We start from the raw sequence: 19,573 nt of genomic DNA on the forward strand, positions 1-19,573 counted from the left end.
GTCTTTATCTATTATTTCAATTCTTATTTATTATCACTCTAATGACATTAGCAAGTGCATCCGCCCAACCCGTGAGTACCGAAATCCTCCGTTTAGCCGTGTTGTTATTGGCTGCCGGCGAAGGCAGCCGCATGGGAGGTTTTCCTAAGGCCTTGCTAATGAAAGATGGCAAAAGCCTCTTAGAGCACTTTTGCCTGACCATGAAGACGCTTGAACCAGTGGAATTGGTGATTGTGACGGGGTATCACCATCAAGCCATTGAAGCCGAGGTGATGGGGCAAAGCGGGGCAATAGGATTGCCAGTGAAGATCGTGCGCAATACAAACCCGGAACGAGGTCAAGCCTCTTCAGTGCGTTTGGGTTTGGAGTCTTTACAAAGTGATTTCAATGTGTTGGCGGTGGCATTGTGTGATCAACCCAATATGGCAATGGCGGAGTGGACAGCATTGCTATCGCAATTTGCGCAATGCAAATTCAAGGAGGCGATTGTGCTTCCTCAAGTCCAGGGACAACGCGGTAACCCAGTTTTGTTTTCGAAGGCCGTAATAGATGCGATTAGGGCAATACCGGCAATGGTGTGCCGACCTTATATGGACCAGCATCCCGAGTTGGTTCGATTATTTGAGACAGTTAATACAGCATATGTAATGGATGCCGATACTGAGGCCGACATCCAAAAGCTCGGGGTCACCAAATCTCGCTGATTTAAATCTCGGCGATCAATTCGATTTCAACGCAAGCACCCAAGGGAATCTGCGCAACGCCAAAAGCGCTACGAGCATGCTTACCGGCATCGCCAAACACCTCAAACAGCAGTTCAGAGCAGCCATTGATTACGAGATGTTGCTCTGTAAATTCGTTTGTAGAGTTCACAAGACCCATGACTTTGACGATACGCTTCACTTTATCAAGGGATCCTAAGTGATTTTGCAATGTTGCCAGCAAATCAATGGCAATTGAGCGTGCAGCTGCTTTGCCTGTATCGGTATCCATATTTAAACCCAACTTACCTGCCCAAGGTTTGCCATCACGCTTTGCAATATGACCCGATAAAAAAACGGTATTCCCCGTCGTGGCTGCCATGACATAGGCTGCAGCAGGAGGACCTGCAGGAGGCAAGTCAATTCCAAGGGTTTTTAAACGGTCGTTGATAGAGCTCATAGGGTGCTTTGATGAATGGTTAAATGAATCAGTAATCTTACCTAATTTACTTAGATAGTTGCCGCATAGCACTTTCCAGGCCGTTCAGAGTAACGGGATACATGCGATCTTTCATGAGATTTTTCATAATGTCGATCGATTGGCGATATTCCCAAATCGATTCAGGTTCGGGATTGAGCCAAGCAAAGTGGGGGAAGTGATCAATCAGTCGATTGATCCAGACTGCGCCAGCCTCTTTATTGTTGTATTCGACAGATCCATTAGGACTTAAGATTTCGTAGGGCGACATAGTGGCATCACCAACAAAAATCAACTTGTAATCAGGGCCATACTTGTTGATGATGTCTTGAGTCGCAGTCACTTGGTCGCGTCTTCGACGATTGCTTTGCCACAAATGTTCATAGACACAGTTATGAAAATAATAGTGCTCTAAATGTTTGAATTCTGCTTTGGCAGCCGAAAATAATTCAGCAATACGCTGAATATGATCATCCATAGAACCGCCTACATCCATGAGGAGCAAAACCTTGACTTGATTATGACGCTCAGGCCGCATTTTGATATCGAGCATGCCCGCATTAGCAGCTGTAGAGTGGATGGTCTTATCGAGATCTAATTCGAGCACAGATCCCTCGCGGGCAAAGCGGCGCAAACGCCTCAGTGCCACTTTGATGTTGCGAGTGCCAAGCGCTAGGTCGCTGTCATAGTCTTTAAATTCTCGCGCCTCCCAAACTTTAATTGCGGTTCGATTACCGGCGCTTTCACCGCCAATGCGGATGCCTTCGGGGTGGTAGCCGCTATGACCAAATGGGGATGAGCCACCAGCGCCAATCCATTTGTTGCCGCCACCATGCCATTCTTTTTGTTCTTTGAGGAGCTCTTCAAGGCGTTTTTGGAGGGCCTCAAGACCACCTAATTTTTGTAGGGCTGCTTTCTCTTCGTCGGTTAATACTCGCTGTAACTTTTTCTCCAGCCAGTCCATGGGGATATCTGGGGAGAGAGCAATGATTTGCTCTACTCCTTTAAAGTAGGCGCCAAATACTTGATCAAAGCGATCAAAGTGCTGCTCATCTTTTACCAAAGTCATGCGCGAGAGTTGATAAAACTGATCAATCGATGGATTGATGACGCCTGATTTAAGTGCTTCCAATAAAGTTAAAAATTCCCTCACAGAAACAGGCACCTTAGCCTCTTTCAGGTTGAGAAAGAATTGAATGAGCATAAATTGTTTAGCGGTACTTAACGATGGTTGCGATTCATCATCACCAAACGTTCAAACAAGTGAATATCTTGTTCGTTTTTGAGTAGGGCACCATGTAATGGCGGCACCACAATCTTGTCGTCTTGGCTATACAGCGCCTCAGGAGGGATGTCCTCAGCTAACAAGAGTTTGAGCCAGTCAATGAGCTCGGAAGTGGAGGGCTTCTTCTTTAAGCCTGGAAGCGAACGGATTTGATAGAAGGCCTTGAGGGCGGCCTCGAGAAGATCTTGTTTGATGTTGGGGTGATGTACATCGACAATGCTTTGCATCGTTTGCGCATCTGGGAAGGTGATGTAATGAAAGAAGCAACGACGCAAAAAGGCATCCGGTAATTCTTTTTCATTATTCGACGTAATGATAACCAAGGGGCGATGCTTGGCTTTAATCAGTTCACGTGTTTCATATACATAGAATTCCATGCGATCAATTTCACGCAAAAGATCATTGGGAAATTCAATATCCGCTTTATCAATTTCATCAATTAATAAGACTGTCGGTTCATCAGCTTGGAATGCTTGCCATAGAACCCCTTTAACAATGTAGTTGCGAATATCTTTGACTTTTTCATCGCCCAACTGGGAATCGCGCAATCGACTGACTGCGTCATACTCATACAAACCTTGCTGGGCTTTTGTGGTGGATTTAATGTGCCACTGTAAGAGGGGTCGACCAAGTGCTGCAGCCACTTCTTCGGCCAACATGGTTTTTCCAGTGCCCGGTTCGCCTTTAATTAGCAGTGGTCGCTCTAAGGCGAGCGCAGCATTAACCGCCAATTTAAGGTCATCTGTGGCTACGTAGCTTTGACTGCCGTCAAAGCGTTTTTGGGACTGTTGGGATGGCTTGGTCATTATTGGCATTCAAAAGGGCTTTTAGGGGACGTTTAAGTATAGGTAAATAGCGCCAATTTTTCAGTATTTATACTGATTTTGCCCCTCAGAATGGTGAAGCAGGCTGCTCTCCGCTATACTCTTGCAAATTGATCTAAATCAAACTCATTAATAGCGATTTTTATGAAAAAACTCTCAATTCTTCCTCGATTGCTTATCTGTGCTGGTTTGGCATTTGCGGGCTTTGCAGCTCAGGCTGATGAAGTTAAAGGCAACGCTGCTGCAGGTAATGGCAAAGTTTGGCTTTGCACCGGCTGCCATTCCATTCCCGACTACCGTGCAGACTATCCATTGGTATATCGAGTGCCTATGTTGGGCGGTCAAAATGCTGCCTATATCGCTACTGCTTTGTCTGAATATAAGAAGGGCGAAAGAAAGCATCCAACAATGCGTTCAATTGCTGCCAGCTTGTCTGACCAAGATATGGCTGATATTGGCGAATACTATGCTGCGCAAACTGCCAGCTCACCTAACAACCCATTGAAGTGATAAAGGCACGTTTATGAAATTTGCACTAATTACAGCAGCTTTGTTATCTACGATTGGCCTAGTCAATGTAGCCAATGCCGCTAGCGTTGATAAAGGTCAGGCTTTGGTAGAGAAGGCTAACTGCGCCTCTTGCCATGGCGCTGGTTTGAATGCCCCCATCATGCCTGCTTACCCTAAATTGGCTGGCCAATATCCTGATTATCTCTACTACGCATTGAAGGCCTACAAGGTCGGCAATGGCAATGCTCAGTATGGCCGCAACAATGCCGTTATGGGCTCGCAAGTTCAAGCTTTCTCCGATGCAGACTTGCATGACATTGCTGCTTATGTTTCTTCATTGCCTGGAAACTTCGTTATCAAGAAGTAATCGCCAGTTACCCGGTAGTACAAAATAAAAAGGCTTAGAAGATTCTTCTAAGCCTTTATTTTTATTAGTTTTTTGACTTAACGTACCGCTTCTAAACCCCGCGCCAAGTGTTTTTTCATGGAAGCCTCTGCTGCTGTGGCATCCCGCTTTAGCAGAGCATTGAGTATTTCGCGATGCTCCACCAGGGAAGCTTGAAGTCGACCAGTGCTGGTGAGAGAGTCACGGCGGTGTAGTTTTAACACTTTACGCAGATCGGCAATGACGCCATTCATCCAGCGATTTCCAGCAATTTCCTGAATTAATTCATGAAATTTGCCATTAGTTTCAAAAAATTGCTCTAAATCTCGATCTGCAGCAGCCTTTTCTAGTCGGTGGTGCAGGTGATCCAAGAGGTTGAGTTCATCTTCCGTTGCTTTAATGGCAGTTTCTCTTGCTGCTTCACCTTCGAGCAAAGAAAGGATGGTAAAGATCTGCTCTAGATCTTTTCTGGCGACTTCGGTGACGTAGGCGCCACGCCGCATCTTCATCGTTATCAGGCCCTCAGAGGCCAAAACCTTGATTGCTTCACGCATGGGGGTGCGACTAATGCCAAATTGCTCAGCTAGTCTTTGCTCGTCCAGCCAGCTTCCTGGGGCTAGCTGCTTGCTAAAGATCTGCTCCCGCAAGCGATCCGCTACGTCTTCGTATAAAGGGCGATTATTCAGTTTTGTATTCATAATTATGAATACATGATATCTAGACAAAAGACAAATAGTCAAGCAGAATTAGCAAATATTGATGCAACGCGGTAAGCCTAACCAGGGAGTGTTTTGTGAGTTCAGAAAAGAAAAGTTCATCCACAGATTGGCCAACGTTTCCAGAGGTAAATGTTGATGCCTGGAAAAAGTCAGCTCAAAAGTCTGCCCCTAATGGCGACGTGGATAAGTTGGGTTGGAATACCCCCGACGGAATTCAACTCAAAGCGTTGTATACATCCTCAGATACTGAAGGTCTGAAATACACCGATACATTGCCGGGATTCGAGCCATTTGTACGTGGACCTCAGGCCACCATGTATTCCGTTCGCCCTTGGACGATTCGCCAATACGCTGGTTTCTCTACCGCAGAAGAATCGAATGCGTTTTATCGCAAGGCCTTAGATGCGGGTGGTCAAGGTGTATCCGTGGCATTCGATTTGGCAACACATCGTGGTTATGACTCTGATCATCCACGCGTAACTGGCGACGTTGGTAAAGCAGGTGTTGCGATTGACTCAGTCGAAGATATGAAGATTTTGTTCGACGGCATCCCTCTAGACAAGGTATCCGTTTCAATGACGATGAACGGTGCAGTACTACCGGTATTGGCTGGCTATATTGTGGCCGGTGAAGAGCAGGGGGTGAAGCAGGAGCTTTTATCAGGAACTATTCAGAACGATATTCTGAAAGAGTTCATGGTGAGAAATACCTACATTTATCCGCCAGAGCCATCCATGCGCATTATTGGTGACATTATTGAGTACACCGCTAAGCACATGCCTAAATTTAACTCGATCTCGATCTCGGGTTACCACATGCAAGAAGCTGGTGCTAACCAGGTTTTGGAATTGGCTTTTACTTTGGCTGATGGTAAAGAGTATGTAAAAACTGCTCTTGCTAAGGGCTTGGATGTGGATGGTTTTGCTGGTCGCCTGTCATTCTTCTTTGCAATTGGCATGAACTTTTATTTAGAGGTCGCAAAGCTGCGTGCCGCGCGATTATTGTGGTGGCGCATTATGAAGTCCTTCGAACCAAAAAATCCGAAGTCTTTAATGTTGCGCACGCACTGCCAGACTTCAGGTTGGTCTTTGACTGAGCAAGATCCCTACAACAACGTTGTTCGAACCACTGTAGAAGCAATGGCCGCTGTTTTTGGTGGCACTCAATCACTTCATACCAACTCTTTGGATGAGGCAATTGCATTGCCGTCGGAGTTCTCTAGCCGCATTGCACGTAATACCCAGTTAATTCTTCAAGAGGAGACTCATATCACTAGCGTGATTGATCCTTGGGCTGGTTCCTACATGATGGAAAACCTGACGCAAGAGATGGCTGATAAAGCTTGGGAAATTATTCAGGAAGTGGATGCCATGGGTGGCATGACGAAGGCGGTTGAGAGTGGTTGGGCAAAACTCAAAATCGAAGCCGCTGCTGCTGAAAAGCAAGCCAAGATTGACTCAGGTTCAGACGTCATTGTTGGTGTTAATAAATACAAGCTTGGCAAAGAGGATTTGGTCGATGTCTTGATGATTGATAACGACAAAGTGCGTGAGGGCCAAGTTGCGCGCTTAAAAGACATTAAAGCAAAGCGTGATGGTAAAAAAGTAGAGGCTGCATTAGAGGCTTTGACTAAGGCTGCAGAAGATCACTCCGGAAATTTATTGGAGTTGGCAGTAAATGCAATTCGTTTGCGCGCCACAGTTGGTGAAGTATCTGATGCATTGGAAAAAGTTTACGGGCGCCATCGCGCCGATACGCAAAAGGTGACCGGAGTGTACGCAGCTGCTTATGACTCAGCCGAAGGCTGGGCAAAACTACAAACAGAAATTGCCGACTTTGCTAAAGACTTTGGACGTCGCCCACGTGTGATGATTGCCAAGCTTGGTCAAGACGGCCATGATCGTGGAGCCAAGGTGGTTGCCACAGCATATGCTGACTTAGGTTTTGACGTGGACATTGGACCGCTATTTCAAACTCCCGAAGAGTGCGCTCGTCAAGCAATTGAGAACGACGTACATGCCTTAGGTATTTCTACGTTGGCGGCAGGTCACAAAACATTAGTGCCAGCCATCATCGCTGAATTGAAGAAACAGGGCTCAGACGACATCATTGTGTTCGTTGGTGGCGTGATTCCAAGACAAGACTATGAATTCCTTTATGAAGCAGGGGTCAAGGGTATTTATGGACCGGGTACGCCAATCCCAGCTTCGGCTAAGGATGTGCTCGAGCAAATTCGTAAGTCCGTTAAACCAATTTAAACCGAGTCATTGATGATGCTCGAAGCAGCAGATCAGGCTTTGGTGAGCGATCTCACCGATGCACCATCGCTCAAGCAGCGACGTGCATTGGCAAAGGTCATCACCTTGCTGGAATCTACGCGTCTTGATCATCGTAAACGCGCTGACGATGTACTGAATACTTTGCTTCCTAAGACCGGGAAGTCCTTTCGTTTGGGTATCTCTGGGGTGCCTGGTGTTGGTAAGTCCACTCTGATTGAAACCCTGGGTCTCTATTTAATTGAAAAAGGCCATCGTGTTGCTGTTTTAGCGATTGATCCTTCTTCTAGTTTGTCGGGTGGCTCCATTCTTGGGGATAAAACCCGTATGGAGCGCTTATCTGTTTTGGAAAATGCATTTATCCGCCCAAGCCCCTCATCGCTGACTTTAGGTGGTGTAGCTGAAAAAACCCGTGAAGCCATGTTGGTGGCTGAGGCCGCTGGATTTGACATCATCATTGTTGAGACCGTCGGTGTTGGTCAGAGCGAAATCGCTGTAGCTGGTATGACCGATATGTTTTTGCTCTTGCAATTGCCCAATGCAGGCGATGATCTACAAGCAATCAAAAAAGGCGTAATGGAAATTGCGGATCTGATTGTCATCAATAAAGTGGATCTGGATCCGGATGCGGCAATGCGTGCTCAGCTATTCATTACCAGCTCATTACGACTTTTGGGCTTTCAAGGCAATCCTGACCATGCTTCTCATGATGTTGATTTTTGGCACCCCACAGTACTCACACTAAGCGCATTAGAAGGTAGAGGCGTGCCTGAGTTATGGGAAAAAATAACCCATTTCGAAAAGCTGCAAAGGGCAAATGGCAAGTTTGATGCGCGTCGCAAGCAGCAGTCTGGCGCGTGGATGTGGGACCGTATTGATGCAGGATTAAAGAATGCGTTTCGCAGTAATGAAGCTGTGCAAGCGCTTCTACCAAGTTTAGTGGCACAAGTAAATCAAGGAACCGTGGCGCCTTCAGTAGCAGCAAGACGTCTATTGGAGTCCATGGGACATGAATTTTTCTAAGGAGTAGGTAATGAAGGAAATCATTCAACAACTGGAAGCAAAGCGCGAGCTAGCCCGTTTGGGTGGCGGCCAAAAGCGTATTCAAGCGCAACATGCAAAGGGTAAATTGACTGCCCGCGAGCGTATAGAACTACTGCTTGATGCTGGCACTTTTGAAGAGTGGGATATGTTTGTCGAGCACCGTTGTCATGACTTTGGCATGGGCGACCAAACCGTTCCTGGCGATGGCGTGGTCACTGGATACGGAATGATTAATGGCCGCTTGGTATTTGTTTTCTCACAAGACTTCACAGTTCTGGGTGGCTCCTTATCTGAAGCGCATGCAGAAAAGATTTGCAAGATCATGGATCAAGCGCTCAAAGTCGGTGCGCCAGTGATTGGTTTGAATGACTCCGGTGGTGCACGTATTCAAGAAGGCGTTGCTTCCTTGGGTGGTTATGCAGAGATATTCCAGCGTAACGTCACGGCTTCTGGCGTGATTCCACAAATTTCCCTAATCATGGGCCCATCCGCAGGTGGCGCGGTGTATTCCCCAGCCTTAACGGATTTCATCTTCATGGTGAAAGACAGTTCTTACATGTTCGTTACTGGTCCTGAAGTCGTTAAAACAGTGACTCATGAGGATGTCACCTCTGAAGAGTTGGGTGGTGCGGTCACGCACTCCACCGTTTCGGGCGTTTGTGATTTAGCGTTTGAAAACGATGTAGATGCCATTATGATGTTGCGTCGTTTTTTCAATTACTTGCCACTCTCTAATCGCGAAAAGCCGCCTTTGATTAAGGGCGCCAACCGCACAGAAGAACCCGATTTTTCTTTGGATACTTTGGTTCCATCTAATCCAAATCAACCATATGACATGAAAGAGTTGATTGAGAAGATTGTCGATGATGGTGAATTCTTTGAGTTGCAGCCAGACTATGCCAAAAATATTGTGATTGGCTTTGCCCGGATGGAAGGTCGCTCTATTGGCATCGTAGCTAATCAGCCACTGGTTTTGGCGGGCTGTTTGGATATTAAGGCCTCCATTAAAGCTGCGCGTTTTGTTCGCTTCTGCGATGCCTTCAATATTCCGGTAGTCACTCTCGTTGACGTTCCAGGCTTTATGCCTGGTACTGCGCAGGAATACGGCGGCATCATTAAACATGGTGCCAAATTGCTATACGCCTATGCAGACTGCACAGTACCTAAGGTAACCCTAATTACCCGCAAAGCGTATGGTGGTGCTTATGACGTGATGGCGTCTAAGCATTTGCGTGGCGACGTGAATTTTGCTTGGCCTTCTGCTGAAATTGCGGTGATGGGTCCTAAAGGGGCGGTTGAAATTATCTTCCGTGAAGAAAAGTCGGATCCAGAAAAAATTACCGCTCGTGAAGCTGAATACAAGTCTAAATTTGCAAACCCCTTTGTTGCAGGCCGTCGTGGCTATATTGATGACGTGATTCTCCCGCACGAAACCCGCAAGCGTATTGCGCGTTCATTGGCAATGCTCAAAGATAAAGATTTAAAAAATCCTGCGCGTAAACACGGCAATATTCCTCTGTAAAGGCGCTGACACATTATGACTACGAAAATGTTTAAGAAAATTTTGATTGCTAACCGCGGCGAGATTGCTTGCCGTGTAATGAAAACTGCCCAGAAGATGGGTATTAAGACAGTCGCCGTTTATTCAGAGGCGGATAAAGAAGCGCGTCATGTGCAAATGGCTGACGAGGCGATTTGTATTGGACCTGCACCTTCTCGTGAATCCTACCTGGTAATGGATCGCATTATTCAGGCCTGCAAAGATACCGGCGCCCAAGCAGTGCATCCTGGTTACGGATTCTTGTCTGAGAATGAGCAATTCGCTAAGCGTTGCGAAGAGGAAGGAATTGTCTTTATTGGCCCTAAGCATCAATCTATTGCTGCGATGGGTGACAAAATTGCTTCTAAGAAGTTGGCTTTAGAGGCTAAGGTCAACACTATTCCGGGATATAACGAAGCGATTGACACCAATGAAGAGGCGGTGAAAATTGCTCAGGGTATTGGTTACCCAGTCATGATCAAGGCATCTGCCGGCGGTGGCGGCAAAGGCTTGCGCGTCGCATTTAATGATAAAGAAGCTGCTGAAGGTTTTGCTGCATGTAAGACCGAGGCAATGAATAGCTTTGGCGATGACCGCATCTTCATTGAGAAGTTTGTCGAAGGCCCTCGCCATATTGAAATTCAGGTCTTGGGTGATTCCCATGGCAATGTGGTCTACCTAAATGAGCGTGATTGCTCCATTCAGCGTCGTCACCAAAAAGTGATTGAAGAAGCTCCATCTCCTTTTATTGATCCTGCGACCCGAAAAGCGATGGGCGAACAGGCTGTTGCACTTGCCAAAGCGGTGAATTATCAGTCTGCTGGTACTGTTGAATTTGTGGTGGGTAAAGACAAGTCTTTCTACTTCTTGGAAATGAATACCCGCCTACAAGTTGAGCATCCTGTCACTGAGAGCATTACTGGCTTGGATTTAGTTGAGCAAATGATTCGGATTGCTGCTGGTGAAAAGCTGGCATTTAAGCAAGAAGATGTGAAGTTGGATGGCTGGTCTATGGAGTGCCGTATCAATGCGGATGACCCGTTCCGCAACTTCCTGCCTTCAACTGGACGTTTGGTGAAATACCGTCCTCCAGAGTCTGTGAATGGGGTGCGTGTAGATACGGGCGTATACGAGGGCGGAGAAATCCCTATGTATTACGACTCGATGATTGCGAAGTTGATTGTGCATGGTAAAGATCGCAGCGAAGCGATCGACAAGATGCGCGCCGCTTTGAATGACTTTGTCATTCGTGGCATTCATTCCAATATTCCTTTCCAGGCCGCATTGTTACAGCATCCGCGCTTTGTGAACGGTGATTTCACTACTGGGTTTATTGCAGAAGAGTATCCAGAGGGCTTCAAGAAAGATTCTGTACAGCCTGCTGATTCAAAGCGTCTGGCTGCGTTAGCTGCATTTATGCGCTATCGCTACCTTGAGCATATCAAGATGATTGATGGTCAATTGGCCGGCCATGAGATGGTGATTGCAAAGAAATTTGTTGTAGTCACTGGTAAGAAATGCGGCTCCATGGCAGACCCATGCGAAGAGCCAGTGCGTATCGAGTTGAAGGATGGAATTTATTCCGTCTATATTGATGATGCAGATGGCGTAAGTCGTTACGATATCGTCAGCAACTGGCGTCCGGGTCAGCTGACATTGCACGCTACGATTAATGGCACTAGCAAAATCACCGCCCAGGTCGAAAGAAAAGGCGTGAAATTTTACCTAGTCCTTGATGGCGCGCACTATGAGTGCATGGTGCTAAGTCCTTTAGGTGCGGAGATGCAACGGCGTATGCCAGTGAAGTTGCCGCCAGATACCTCTAAGTTAGTCATGTCACCGATGCCAGGTTTGTTAACCAAGATTGCCGTCAAAGTCGGTGAAGCGGTAACAGCCGGTCAGAAATTGGCCTCTATTGAGGCAATGAAAATGGAGAATACTATTTCTGCCGCCCAAGATGGTGTTGTTGCTGAAATCTGCGCCAAAGAGGGTGATAGCTTGGCAGTTGATCAGTTGATTATTCGTTTTGAATAGGAAGGTGATTCAGTACATGACAGCTAAGCCATTCAAAATTCTCGGCATACAGCAAATTGCTATTGGCGGGGAAAATAAGGATCGCCTCAAGAAGCTTTGGGTTGATATGTTGGGTTTCGAATACAAGAGCACTTTTGTTTCTGAGCGTGAAAACGTAGATGAAGATATTTGCGCGATTGGCTCTGGTGCGCATGAGATTGAGGTTGATCTCATGCAGCCTTTTGATATCGAAAAAAAGCCTGCAGTTCATCAAACCCCCTTGAACCATATCGGTTTGTGGGTGGATGATCTGCCTAAAGCGGTGGAATGGCTATCCGCAAATGGCTTGCGTTTTGCCCCTGGGGGTATTCGTAAGGGGGCTGCTGGCTATGACATTACCTTTGTGCATCCTAAGGGTAATGATGAGTTCCCGATCAGCGGGGAGGGCGTTCTCATTGAGCTCGTTCAAGCGCCTCCTGAGGTCATTGCGGAATTGCGTTCATAATTTAGTTTTTACTAAATTAAAGAGCTTGAATTGACGCGTCTATTAGCCATCGACACTTCTTCTGCGTGGTGTTCGGTGGCTTTATCTTTGGGTGAGGAAGCCCCCCGGATTCGACATGAGTCAGTGTCGGCTGGCGCTAGCCAACTATTGCTCCCGTGGATCAATGATTTGCTCACACAAGCAAACTTGCGCTTAGAAAACCTGGATGCTATCGCCGTCGGTATTGGGCCAGGTGCCTTTACTGGCGTGCGCTTGGGTATTGCGGCCGCGCAAGGGTTAGCAATTGCTTCCAAGCTGCCAGTTTTGCCAGTAGCAAGTCTAGATGCAATTGCTGCCCAAGTGATCCATTCGCCAAGATTCTTGCAGCTACAAGCAAAGCACTTTGTGATTGCTATTGATGCTCGCATGGATGAGGTTTACTGGGCTAAATATGCCTATGATGCTAACAATCCTTCTAGTGCAACACGGCTAGGTCAGATTTATCTGTGTAAACCTGAGCAAATAGACCTCTCTGGCGCTCAATATATAGCCGGAAGCGCAATCAAAGCCTATGGCACACGTTTATTTGCCCAAGAGGATATTTCGATTGATGCTCAAGATGCCGATTTGGGAATATCTGCTTCGGGAATTTTGTCTTGTGCCAAACAGATGTTCAAACATCATTTGGCAGTAGATGTTCACCGCCTTGAACCGTTATACGTCCGGGATAAAGTAGCGTTAACCACAGACGAGCGAAATGCGCTGTTTAATAAAGGCGCCACATCATGAATGCCTCTGAAGGTAGGGCTGAACTCTCTTTCATGCCAATGCAGGTTGCCGACCTAGATGCGGTTCTAGCGATTGAGTCCATCTCTCACCTTCACCCTTGGACTAGGGGTAATTTTTCAGATTCATTGTCAGCAGGCCATTGGGCATATTGCATTCGACCTCAAGCAGATCAAGGCGCCCTTCAACCAGGTTCTTATTTGGACCCGCAGGTACTCTGGGCATACTGCATCTTGTTTCCAGCGGTGGATGAGTTGCACCTCCTCAACATTACGGTTTCACCCAAATTGCGCCAATTCGGATTGGGTTCACGCATGATGGCGGCCATCGAAGGGGTGGCAGCACAACAGCAAATGCCCCGCATTATTTTGGAGGTAAGACCCTCTAATACCCCTGCAATCGCTTTATATCAAAAGCTGGGTTACGAGCAAATTGGCTTACGGAAAAACTACTATCCTGTTAACCCTCAATCGGGCATTCGCGAAGATGCCATCGTGATGGCCAAATCGATTAAGCTAGAGGCATGAGCAATACACATTCAAGCTTCTTGAAAGAGATGGGGATCACCGAGTGGACGTCTCGCGATGCGGTGCCCACATCAAGCGTGACCGTGATAGAGGCTTCTCCTGTCAATACAGAGCCTTCAGAACCTCGGGAGCCCATCTCGCGAGGGCAATGGTGGTTCTTTGGATCGCAGCCCCAGGGTGAGGCGCAAATTCTGTTCCAAAATATCATCCGTGTTCTAGGTCTCTCTAGCCATGACTGGTCTTGGAAAAGTGCTAATGAGGATTTATCCAAACTTTCACTTCCGGATAGCGGGCTGCCAGTTGTAGCTTTTGCTTTTGGTGGGTCGGTAGCTCAAAAAATTACCGGTGAGCGTGATCCTCTTCCTCAGCTACGCGAAACCATTCTTGCCTTAAATACCAATGGCGATGAAGAAATTCCGGTTGTCGCTACGTTTGATTTGGCTGCATTAGCAAGCAGGACCAAAGATAAAGCCTTGCTTTGGCAAGATCTCCTGCTGGCAAAATCTGTACTGCAAAACAGTTAATTGTTTGATTGTCTGATAGGCCCTAAAGCCCTGTTTTAATGGGCTAAACAGCTTTCAATGCTTGTGCTCACCAATCAAGTGCATGGAGTCATATTCAGCTTGATTGCGCTCATGTCGTTTAATCACAAGCCACATGATGATGCTAACTGCCACACCAAAGCCAATGATTACCGCTTGAATGGGTGCATCTAACCAGATCAATAATGAATAGACCATGAGCATGACTAATACAGAAATATTCTCATTGAAGTTTTGTACTGCAATCGAGTGACCAGCAGACATTAGAACGTGACCGCGATGTTGCAGCAATGCATTCATCGGAACAACAAAATAGCCAGCTAGCCAACCCACCAAAACCAATAAGAAATAGGCTGGCAATAGATTGAGTGAAATCTGAAACTTGCCAATCGATAGGATAGAAGTATCAGGCAGCATGTCAGAGTTATAGACTGCCATCACACACACCACTAAGCCCATGGCAATGCCATAAGGCAGGACATTGAGCGACTTTCGCAAGGGTACGCGCCAAGCAGCCCAGACGGCGCCACCGGCCACACCTACTGCAGAGATGGCTTGCAAAATAGCACCTTGAGACAGATTCATATGTAAGGCAACCTGAGCCCACTTAATCACAATAAATTGCAAAGTGGCTCCCGCTCCCCAGAACAACGTGGTTACCGCTAAAGAGATCTGACCTAAGCGGTCATCCCACAGGGTTTTAAAGCAAATCGCAAAGTCTTTTATGAGTGCAATCGGGTTTGTTTTTTGGGAAACGTAGCGCGCGCCCGTATCTGGAATCTTCAGGTTGATCAGCGCGGCAACAACATAAATCATCATGATGATGAGAATGGCTGATTCTGCGGGTGTATCAATCCCGGTAGTGATGTTAGGAACGTCCAAAGCAAGCAAGGTTTGAGAAACCGTTGTACTAATGAGTACACCACCTAAAACCGTTCCCAAAATAATGGAGCTGACGGTTAAACCCTCAATCCAGCCATTGGCAGCTACCAATTTCTCGGGCGGGAGTAATTCAGTAAGAATGCCGTATTTAGCAGGTGAATACGCAGCCGCACCCAGTCCAACAATGGCATAAGACAGGAGAGGGTGGCCGCCCACAAGCATAGCCACACAGCCTACAAATTTAATCGTATTGGTAATAAACATGACATTGCCCTTGGGGCGGGAATCTGCGAAAGCACCGACAAAGGCAGCCAGCAGAACATAGGACAATACGAAGAATAATTTGAGTAAAGGAGTCATCCAGGCCGGAGCATTGAGCTGGACCAGGAGGGCAATTGCTGCTATGAGCAGGGCGTTATCAGCAAGCGACGAAAAAAATTGCGCCGCCATAATGATGTAAAAACTACGGTTCATTCGTACAATCTAGTCATTACTGCAATTAAAACATGAAAGGAGGGGTGGATATGGGTGCTTCAGCTAGTGGCTTGATTAATAGACCAATTTTGGCATCTATTCATACACAGGCCTTTCAGCATAACTTAAACCGGGTGCGGGAGCTCGCTCCAGAGTCCAAAATCTGGGCTGTCATTAAGGCACGCGCCTACGGCCATTGTTTTGATGCTGCCCTAAAAGGCCTTACTGCCACCGATGGTTTTGCCTTATTGGACATTCAAGATGCCGTTTGGCTCAGGGAGCATGGATGGCAGGGTCGCATTTTGCTCTTAGAGGGGTTTTTTCATGAGAATGAGCTCGATCTTGCCCAAGAACTGCATTGTGATTTAGTGGTGCATTGTGACGCTCAGCTCGAATGGCTGGAGCACTATGCAGAAAAAGGGCATTCTCCCTTTAACCTATTTTTAAAAATGAATACCGGCATGAATCGATTAGGATTCAAGCCATCCGCCTATCGCACTGCATTTCATCGCTTGCATGCTTGCGGCTATCGGATGCACCACATGACCCATTTTGCAAATGCAGATCAGATTGGTCAACAGCCAACGGTAGATAGTCAGGTCGAGTTATTTAATCAAACGATTGATGGTCTAGAGGGGCCAACTTCCTTGGCCAATTCAGCAGCCATTCTTTGGCATCGCAATACGTTAGGTGATTGGGTTCGCCCTGGCATCATGCTTTATGGCGCCTCTCCAACGGGTTTATTTTCTGATATTGAACATGCACATTTGCAGGCAGTGATGCAGCTGCATAGCGAAATTATTGATATTCAAGAGCTCGAGAAGGGTGATCGTATTGGTTATGGTGGGCGCTATGAAGCGGCTGAGCCGATGCGGGTGGGTATTGTGGCTTGCGGTTATGCCGATGGATATCCACGTCATGCTAAGGATGGCACGCCGGTATGGGTGGGTGATGCGATTGGCAATGGCGGCGCCATTTGCCCCATCGTCGGAAGAGTTTCGATGGATATGTTGACGGTGGATTTGCGCAATGTTCCGGGAGCAAAAATTGGTAGTGTTGTTGAGCTCTGGGGCGATCGGGTGCCAGTAGATGTAGTTGCGCAAAGTAGTGACACGATTGGCTACGAATTACTTTGTGCGGTTGCGCCGCGTGTGCCAGTTGCTATTAAGTAGGGTACTCACTTGCAAAAAGATGCGATCACCACTTTGGTGATGTCCAAATAAAAAATCCTCTAGCAGTAGAGGATTTTTTATTGGTAAAACAATCTTCAGTAAGGTATTACTTATTCCAGATCTGCCACCATCTACGCTCTTTTTGCACACGCTGTCCAGTTTCCAGCATTGGGCTATCCGGGAAGTTCAGTTTAAATACCCGTGCAGTGTCATTACTCAATTGAGTCATGCCCAATTTTTCATAAGACTTCGTCAGAATGTAGAGCGCTTCTTCTACGGCAGGGGCACGGTCGTAGTCCCGAATCACGAGCTGAGCACGATTGGCTGCAGCCAGGTAAGCGCCGCGTTGATAGTAGAAGCGCGCCACAATTACATCCGCTTCAGCCAGCGAGTTCACGATATAGCGCATCCGATCCAAAGAATCAGGGGCGTATTTACTGTCGGGGAAACGTTCAACAACAACCTTAAATGATTCGAACGCCTCTTTTGCAGCCTTAGGGTCACGCTCACTCAGGTCTTGACCGGTAAATTTACCCAGCCAACCCAAATCGTCATTAAAGGTAATTAGGCCTTTGAGGTAATAGGCGTAATCTAAAGTAGGACTGCCTTGATGTAACTTAATAAAGCGGTCGATAGCCACCAATGCTTGTGCTTGTTCTTGTGCTTTCCAATAACAGTAAGCCGCATTAATTTGCGCCTGCTGTGAATAAGGTCCAAAAGGAAAGCGGGCCTCGAGTTTGTCAAAGTATTTGCCGCACTTGGCATAGTCGGCATCATTGAGTTTGTCAGTCGCTTCAGAGTACAGCTTCGATTCTGACCAAATATCGGTGTCGTCTTTTTGACCATCACTACCCGCGCAGCCGGATAACAGTAGGGCGCTCACAAAGGCAATGATTAGCGCAGATGTACCCAAGCTAAAGAGGGAAAATCGCCTTTGGGCCGCAGATGACCCAGTAAGCCTTAAACTGGCGTCTGATATTACGTCGGACATAACTGAAAGGCTCTTTAAGCGTGGCATTGCCGCAAACTCCTGATTCGAATCCCATTGATTATATCGATGAAGAGGATTTCATCTCCCTGGATATACCCATGGAGATGGCCGGCGAACGTCTGGACAAGGTGCTGGCTGGGTCTTTGCCGGATTATTCCCGAAATAGGCTCAAAACCTGGGTTGAAGCTGGTGCTGTCATGGTGGATGGCAAGGTGACCAAGGCGCGCTATCTATTAAGGGGTGGTGAGAGTATTAAGGTATTTCCTCAGGAAATGCCGGAGCAATTTGCTTTTAGTCCTGAAAACATCCCTTTGGATGTGGTTTATGAGGACGATTCGATCATTGTGATCAATAAGCCCCCTGGATTGGTGGTGCATCCAGCTGCCGGCAATTGGTCTGGCACCTTACTAAATGGACTGCTATTTCGTTACCCAGAGCTCAAATCACTGCCGCGCGCTGGCATAGTGCATCGCCTTGATAAAGATACTTCTGGGTTGATGGTAGTTGCTCGAACTGCACAAGCTCAGACTGCCTTAGTGCGACAACTTCAAGAAAGAACAGTCGGTAGACGTTATTTAGCTTGGGTATGGGGAAATGCGCCAAGCCAGGGAAAAGTGCTGGCATCTGTGGGACGTGATCAACGCGATCGACTCAAAATGGCAGCTGGCTCGCCTCAGGGAAAGCCGGCTGCTACGGTCTTTCGACGTTTGGCTAAGGGTGAGTTTTTAGAGTCACCCGTTGCCTTACTGGAGTGTCGACTGGAGACAGGTCGCACGCATCAGATTCGCGTCCATCTCGAATCCCTCGGATTTCCTTTGTTGGGTGATCCGGTGTATCGCAAAAAAACCCCTGGTGCTGCCAAGACCTTGCCGTTTGAGCGCCAAGCTTTACATGCCTTTGCATTAAGTTTGCAGCACCCAGTGCATCATGAGCTAGTGAGCTGGTTTCGCTTGCCACCCACAGATTTAATGACGCTAATTCCCCAGCTAGGGATGACGGAATCTGACCTTCCGCAAGAGGCTGCCACATTGGCCTCAATTCATCACGAGATTCCCGCATCTTCATGAGTGATATAGAGCAGGGGTTTATCGTGCCCCAGTGGCCCGTAGTTACTGCAGTGCAATCGCTGGTGAGCACTCGTCTTGGTGGTGTCAGCCCAAGTCCCTATGCATCCTTGAATTTGGGCGATCATGTGGGTGATGACCCTCGCAATGTCAAAATCAATCGTGCGCATATTCGCAGTCAACTACCTGCTGAGCCGATTTGGTTGCAGCAAGTTCACGGCACCAAAGTCAGCACACCTCAAATGCGAATTGCGGAGGCTGACGCTAGCGTTAGTAATATTCCCCATGATGTATTGGTCATCATGACCGCTGATTGCTTACCCGTTCTTTTTGCGAATCGTTTTGGCACTGTGATTGGGGCAGCCCATGCTGGCTGGAGGGGTTTATGTGCTGGCGTATTAGAAAACACGATTGCCGAAATGAGAAAGCTAACGTCGCAGTCTCCCGCAGATGAAATTCTCGCGTGGCTGGGTCCAGCTATAGGCCCAACTGCATTTGAGGTTGGTCAGGATGTTGTTGATGCTTTTCATGCTCATCCAGTAGCAGTAAAACCAAACGCATTTATTGCGATCGATCAAAAGCCAGGAAAGTATTTGGCCAACATCTATTTGCTTGCCAGATCACGACTTGAGGCCAGTGGTGTGACAGCAATTTATGGCGGTGACTTTTGTACTGTGTCTCAGTCTGAACAATTTTTCTCTTATCGTCGTGATGGCGTAACTGGTAGATTTGCTAGCTTCATTTGGATTGACTGACCCAACAGTTAGATTTATTCATCTAATTAGTGAGGGTTACTACTAGCTTATTCCTCAGGCTAGGGTTATTGCGTATAACTCTATGGGTCTTATGGATGGAGAATGTCTTTACTTAATTCAA

20 protein-coding genes are annotated in these 19,573 nt (G+C 47.2%); 14 read left to right on the plus strand and 6 right to left on the minus strand.

Annotation, left to right across the window (positions count from 1 at the left end; genetic code table 11):
* Positions 1-41: 41 nt before the first annotated feature.
* Positions 42-704: an NTP transferase domain-containing protein gene (locus ICN24_RS07835; protein WP_216222736.1), complete on the plus strand. Its 663-nt coding sequence runs from the start codon at positions 42-44 to the stop codon at positions 702-704.
* A gap of 1 nt (position 705) precedes the next feature.
* On the opposite strand, the gene ICN24_RS07840 is transcribed toward ICN24_RS07835, so the two are convergent.
* Genes ICN24_RS07840 through ICN24_RS07850 form a run of 3 tightly spaced genes read right to left on the minus strand, consistent with a single transcriptional unit; the run spans position 706 to position 3,279 of the window.
* Positions 706-1,161 (minus strand): RidA family protein, encoded by a 456-nt coding sequence (locus ICN24_RS07840; protein ID WP_216222737.1) that lies wholly within the window; start codon positions 1,159-1,161, stop codon positions 706-708.
* Between the two features lie 46 nt (positions 1,162-1,207).
* Positions 1,208-2,383: a VWA domain-containing protein gene (locus tag ICN24_RS07845; protein WP_216222738.1), complete on the minus strand. Its 1,176-nt coding sequence runs from the start codon at positions 2,381-2,383 to the stop codon at positions 1,208-1,210.
* A gap of 17 nt (positions 2,384-2,400) precedes the next feature.
* A complete protein-coding gene (locus ICN24_RS07850) occupies positions 2,401-3,279 on the minus strand; it encodes an AAA family ATPase (protein WP_370623122.1) in 879 nt (292 codons plus the stop codon).
* 153 nt (positions 3,280-3,432) lie between these two features.
* Here ICN24_RS07850 and ICN24_RS07855 point away from each other — a divergent pair, with 153 nt between their 5' ends.
* The gene (locus ICN24_RS07855; protein ID WP_255532614.1) at positions 3,433-3,798 is read left to right on the plus strand and encodes a cytochrome c; all 366 of its coding nucleotides are present in this window, start codon (positions 3,433-3,435) and stop codon (positions 3,796-3,798) included.
* Between the two features lie 13 nt (positions 3,799-3,811).
* Positions 3,812-4,165: a cytochrome c gene (locus ICN24_RS07860; protein ID WP_216222741.1), complete on the plus strand. Its 354-nt coding sequence runs from the start codon at positions 3,812-3,814 to the stop codon at positions 4,163-4,165.
* Positions 4,166-4,242: 77 nt separating this feature from the next.
* Here ICN24_RS07860 and ICN24_RS07865 read toward each other — a convergent pair whose 3' ends face one another.
* On the minus strand, positions 4,243-4,881 hold the full coding sequence (locus ICN24_RS07865; RefSeq protein ID WP_216222743.1) for a GntR family transcriptional regulator: 639 nt from the start codon (positions 4,879-4,881) through the stop codon (positions 4,243-4,245).
* A gap of 95 nt (positions 4,882-4,976) precedes the next feature.
* On the opposite strand from ICN24_RS07865, the gene scpA reads away from it, so the two are divergent.
* Genes scpA through ICN24_RS07905 form a run of 8 tightly spaced genes read left to right on the plus strand, consistent with a single transcriptional unit; the run spans position 4,977 to position 14,096 of the window.
* Positions 4,977-7,160, plus strand: coding sequence for a methylmalonyl-CoA mutase (gene scpA, locus ICN24_RS07870; RefSeq protein ID WP_216222745.1), 2,184 nt, complete (start codon positions 4,977-4,979; stop codon positions 7,158-7,160).
* A gap of 15 nt (positions 7,161-7,175) precedes the next feature.
* Positions 7,176-8,201 (plus strand): methylmalonyl Co-A mutase-associated GTPase MeaB, encoded by a 1,026-nt coding sequence (gene meaB / locus ICN24_RS07875; protein ID WP_216223079.1) that lies wholly within the window; start codon positions 7,176-7,178, stop codon positions 8,199-8,201.
* Positions 8,202-8,211: 10 nt separating this feature from the next.
* Positions 8,212-9,744, plus strand: a complete 1,533-nt coding sequence (locus tag ICN24_RS07880; protein WP_216222747.1) for an acyl-CoA carboxylase subunit beta — start codon at positions 8,212-8,214, stop codon at positions 9,742-9,744.
* Between the two features lie 27 nt (positions 9,745-9,771).
* Entirely contained in the window at positions 9,772-11,796 is a 2,025-nt protein-coding gene (gene accC, locus ICN24_RS07885) for an acetyl-CoA carboxylase biotin carboxylase subunit (RefSeq protein ID WP_216223081.1), read from the plus strand.
* Positions 11,797-11,812: 16 nt separating this feature from the next.
* Entirely contained in the window at positions 11,813-12,280 is a 468-nt protein-coding gene (locus tag ICN24_RS07890; RefSeq protein WP_216222749.1) for a VOC family protein, read from the plus strand.
* 30 nt (positions 12,281-12,310) lie between these two features.
* Entirely contained in the window at positions 12,311-13,048 is a 738-nt protein-coding gene (gene tsaB, locus ICN24_RS07895) for a tRNA (adenosine(37)-N6)-threonylcarbamoyltransferase complex dimerization subunit type 1 TsaB (RefSeq protein WP_216859923.1), read from the plus strand.
* Positions 13,045-13,572 carry a ribosomal protein S18-alanine N-acetyltransferase gene (gene rimI / locus ICN24_RS07900; protein WP_216222751.1) on the plus strand — a complete coding sequence of 176 codons (528 nt, stop codon included), beginning with the start codon at positions 13,045-13,047 and terminating at the stop codon, positions 13,570-13,572. The genes tsaB and rimI overlap by 4 nt, the downstream gene beginning before the upstream one ends.
* A complete protein-coding gene (locus ICN24_RS07905; RefSeq protein ID WP_216222752.1) occupies positions 13,569-14,096 on the plus strand; it encodes a DNA polymerase III subunit psi in 528 nt (175 codons plus the stop codon). The genes rimI and ICN24_RS07905 overlap by 4 nt, the downstream gene beginning before the upstream one ends.
* A 54-nt stretch (positions 14,097-14,150) precedes the next feature.
* Here ICN24_RS07905 and lplT read toward each other — a convergent pair whose 3' ends face one another.
* Positions 14,151-15,470, minus strand: a complete 1,320-nt coding sequence (gene lplT, locus ICN24_RS07910; protein ID WP_216222755.1) for a lysophospholipid transporter LplT — start codon at positions 15,468-15,470, stop codon at positions 14,151-14,153.
* 50 nt (positions 15,471-15,520) lie between these two features.
* Between lplT and alr the strand changes: the two genes are divergently transcribed.
* The gene (alr, locus tag ICN24_RS07915) at positions 15,521-16,642 is read left to right on the plus strand and encodes an alanine racemase (RefSeq protein WP_216859924.1); all 1,122 of its coding nucleotides are present in this window, start codon (positions 15,521-15,523) and stop codon (positions 16,640-16,642) included.
* Positions 16,643-16,748: 106 nt separating this feature from the next.
* On the opposite strand, the gene ICN24_RS07920 is transcribed toward alr, so the two are convergent.
* Positions 16,749-17,633 (minus strand): outer membrane protein assembly factor BamD, encoded by an 885-nt coding sequence (locus ICN24_RS07920; protein WP_216222757.1) that lies wholly within the window; start codon positions 17,631-17,633, stop codon positions 16,749-16,751.
* A 20-nt stretch (positions 17,634-17,653) separates the two neighbouring features.
* On the opposite strand from ICN24_RS07920, the gene ICN24_RS07925 reads away from it, so the two are divergent.
* Together ICN24_RS07925 and pgeF are read left to right on the plus strand one after the other, a co-directional pair.
* On the plus strand, positions 17,654-18,700 hold the full coding sequence (locus tag ICN24_RS07925) for an RluA family pseudouridine synthase (RefSeq protein ID WP_370623123.1): 1,047 nt from the start codon (positions 17,654-17,656) through the stop codon (positions 18,698-18,700).
* Positions 18,697-19,452, plus strand: a complete 756-nt coding sequence (gene pgeF, locus ICN24_RS07930; RefSeq protein ID WP_216222759.1) for a peptidoglycan editing factor PgeF — start codon at positions 18,697-18,699, stop codon at positions 19,450-19,452. Before ICN24_RS07925 ends, pgeF begins: the two co-directional genes overlap by 4 nt.
* Positions 19,453-19,573 lie beyond the last annotated feature (121 nt).

The organism is Polynucleobacter sp. UK-Kesae-W10 (genome assembly GCF_018881575.1).
Lineage (GTDB): Bacteria > Pseudomonadota > Gammaproteobacteria > Burkholderiales > Burkholderiaceae > Polynucleobacter.

Bases quoted from the DNA above. Each gene is read 5' to 3' on its own strand.
- alr (WP_216859924.1), top strand. From the start codon at position 15,521: ATGGGTGCTTCAGCTAGTGGCTTGATTAATAGACCAATTTTGGCATCT.
- ICN24_RS07845 (WP_216222738.1), bottom strand. From the start codon at position 2,383: ATGCTCATTCAATTCTTTCTCAACCTGAAAGAGGCTAAGGTGCCTGTT.
- ICN24_RS07880 (WP_216222747.1), top strand. From the start codon at position 8,212: ATGAAGGAAATCATTCAACAACTGGAAGCAAAGCGCGAGCTAGCCCGT.
- ICN24_RS07890 (WP_216222749.1), top strand. From the start codon at position 11,813: ATGACAGCTAAGCCATTCAAAATTCTCGGCATACAGCAAATTGCTATT.
- meaB (WP_216223079.1), top strand. From the start codon at position 7,176: ATGCTCGAAGCAGCAGATCAGGCTTTGGTGAGCGATCTCACCGATGCA.
- pgeF (WP_216222759.1), top strand. From the start codon at position 18,697: ATGAGTGATATAGAGCAGGGGTTTATCGTGCCCCAGTGGCCCGTAGTT.
- ICN24_RS07905 (WP_216222752.1), top strand. From the start codon at position 13,569: ATGAGCAATACACATTCAAGCTTCTTGAAAGAGATGGGGATCACCGAG.
- lplT (WP_216222755.1), bottom strand. From the start codon at position 15,470: ATGAACCGTAGTTTTTACATCATTATGGCGGCGCAATTTTTTTCGTCG.
- ICN24_RS07920 (WP_216222757.1), bottom strand. From the start codon at position 17,633: ATGTCCGACGTAATATCAGACGCCAGTTTAAGGCTTACTGGGTCATCT.
- rimI (WP_216222751.1), top strand. From the start codon at position 13,045: ATGAATGCCTCTGAAGGTAGGGCTGAACTCTCTTTCATGCCAATGCAG.
- ICN24_RS07850 (WP_370623122.1), bottom strand. From the start codon at position 3,279: ATGCCAATAATGACCAAGCCATCCCAACAGTCCCAAAAACGCTTTGAC.
- ICN24_RS07860 (WP_216222741.1), top strand. From the start codon at position 3,812: ATGAAATTTGCACTAATTACAGCAGCTTTGTTATCTACGATTGGCCTA.
- ICN24_RS07855 (WP_255532614.1), top strand. From the start codon at position 3,433: ATGAAAAAACTCTCAATTCTTCCTCGATTGCTTATCTGTGCTGGTTTG.
- ICN24_RS07865 (WP_216222743.1), bottom strand. From the start codon at position 4,881: ATGAATACAAAACTGAATAATCGCCCTTTATACGAAGACGTAGCGGAT.
- ICN24_RS07835 (WP_216222736.1), top strand. From the start codon at position 42: ATGACATTAGCAAGTGCATCCGCCCAACCCGTGAGTACCGAAATCCTC.
- accC (WP_216223081.1), top strand. From the start codon at position 9,772: ATGTTTAAGAAAATTTTGATTGCTAACCGCGGCGAGATTGCTTGCCGT.
- ICN24_RS07840 (WP_216222737.1), bottom strand. From the start codon at position 1,161: ATGAGCTCTATCAACGACCGTTTAAAAACCCTTGGAATTGACTTGCCT.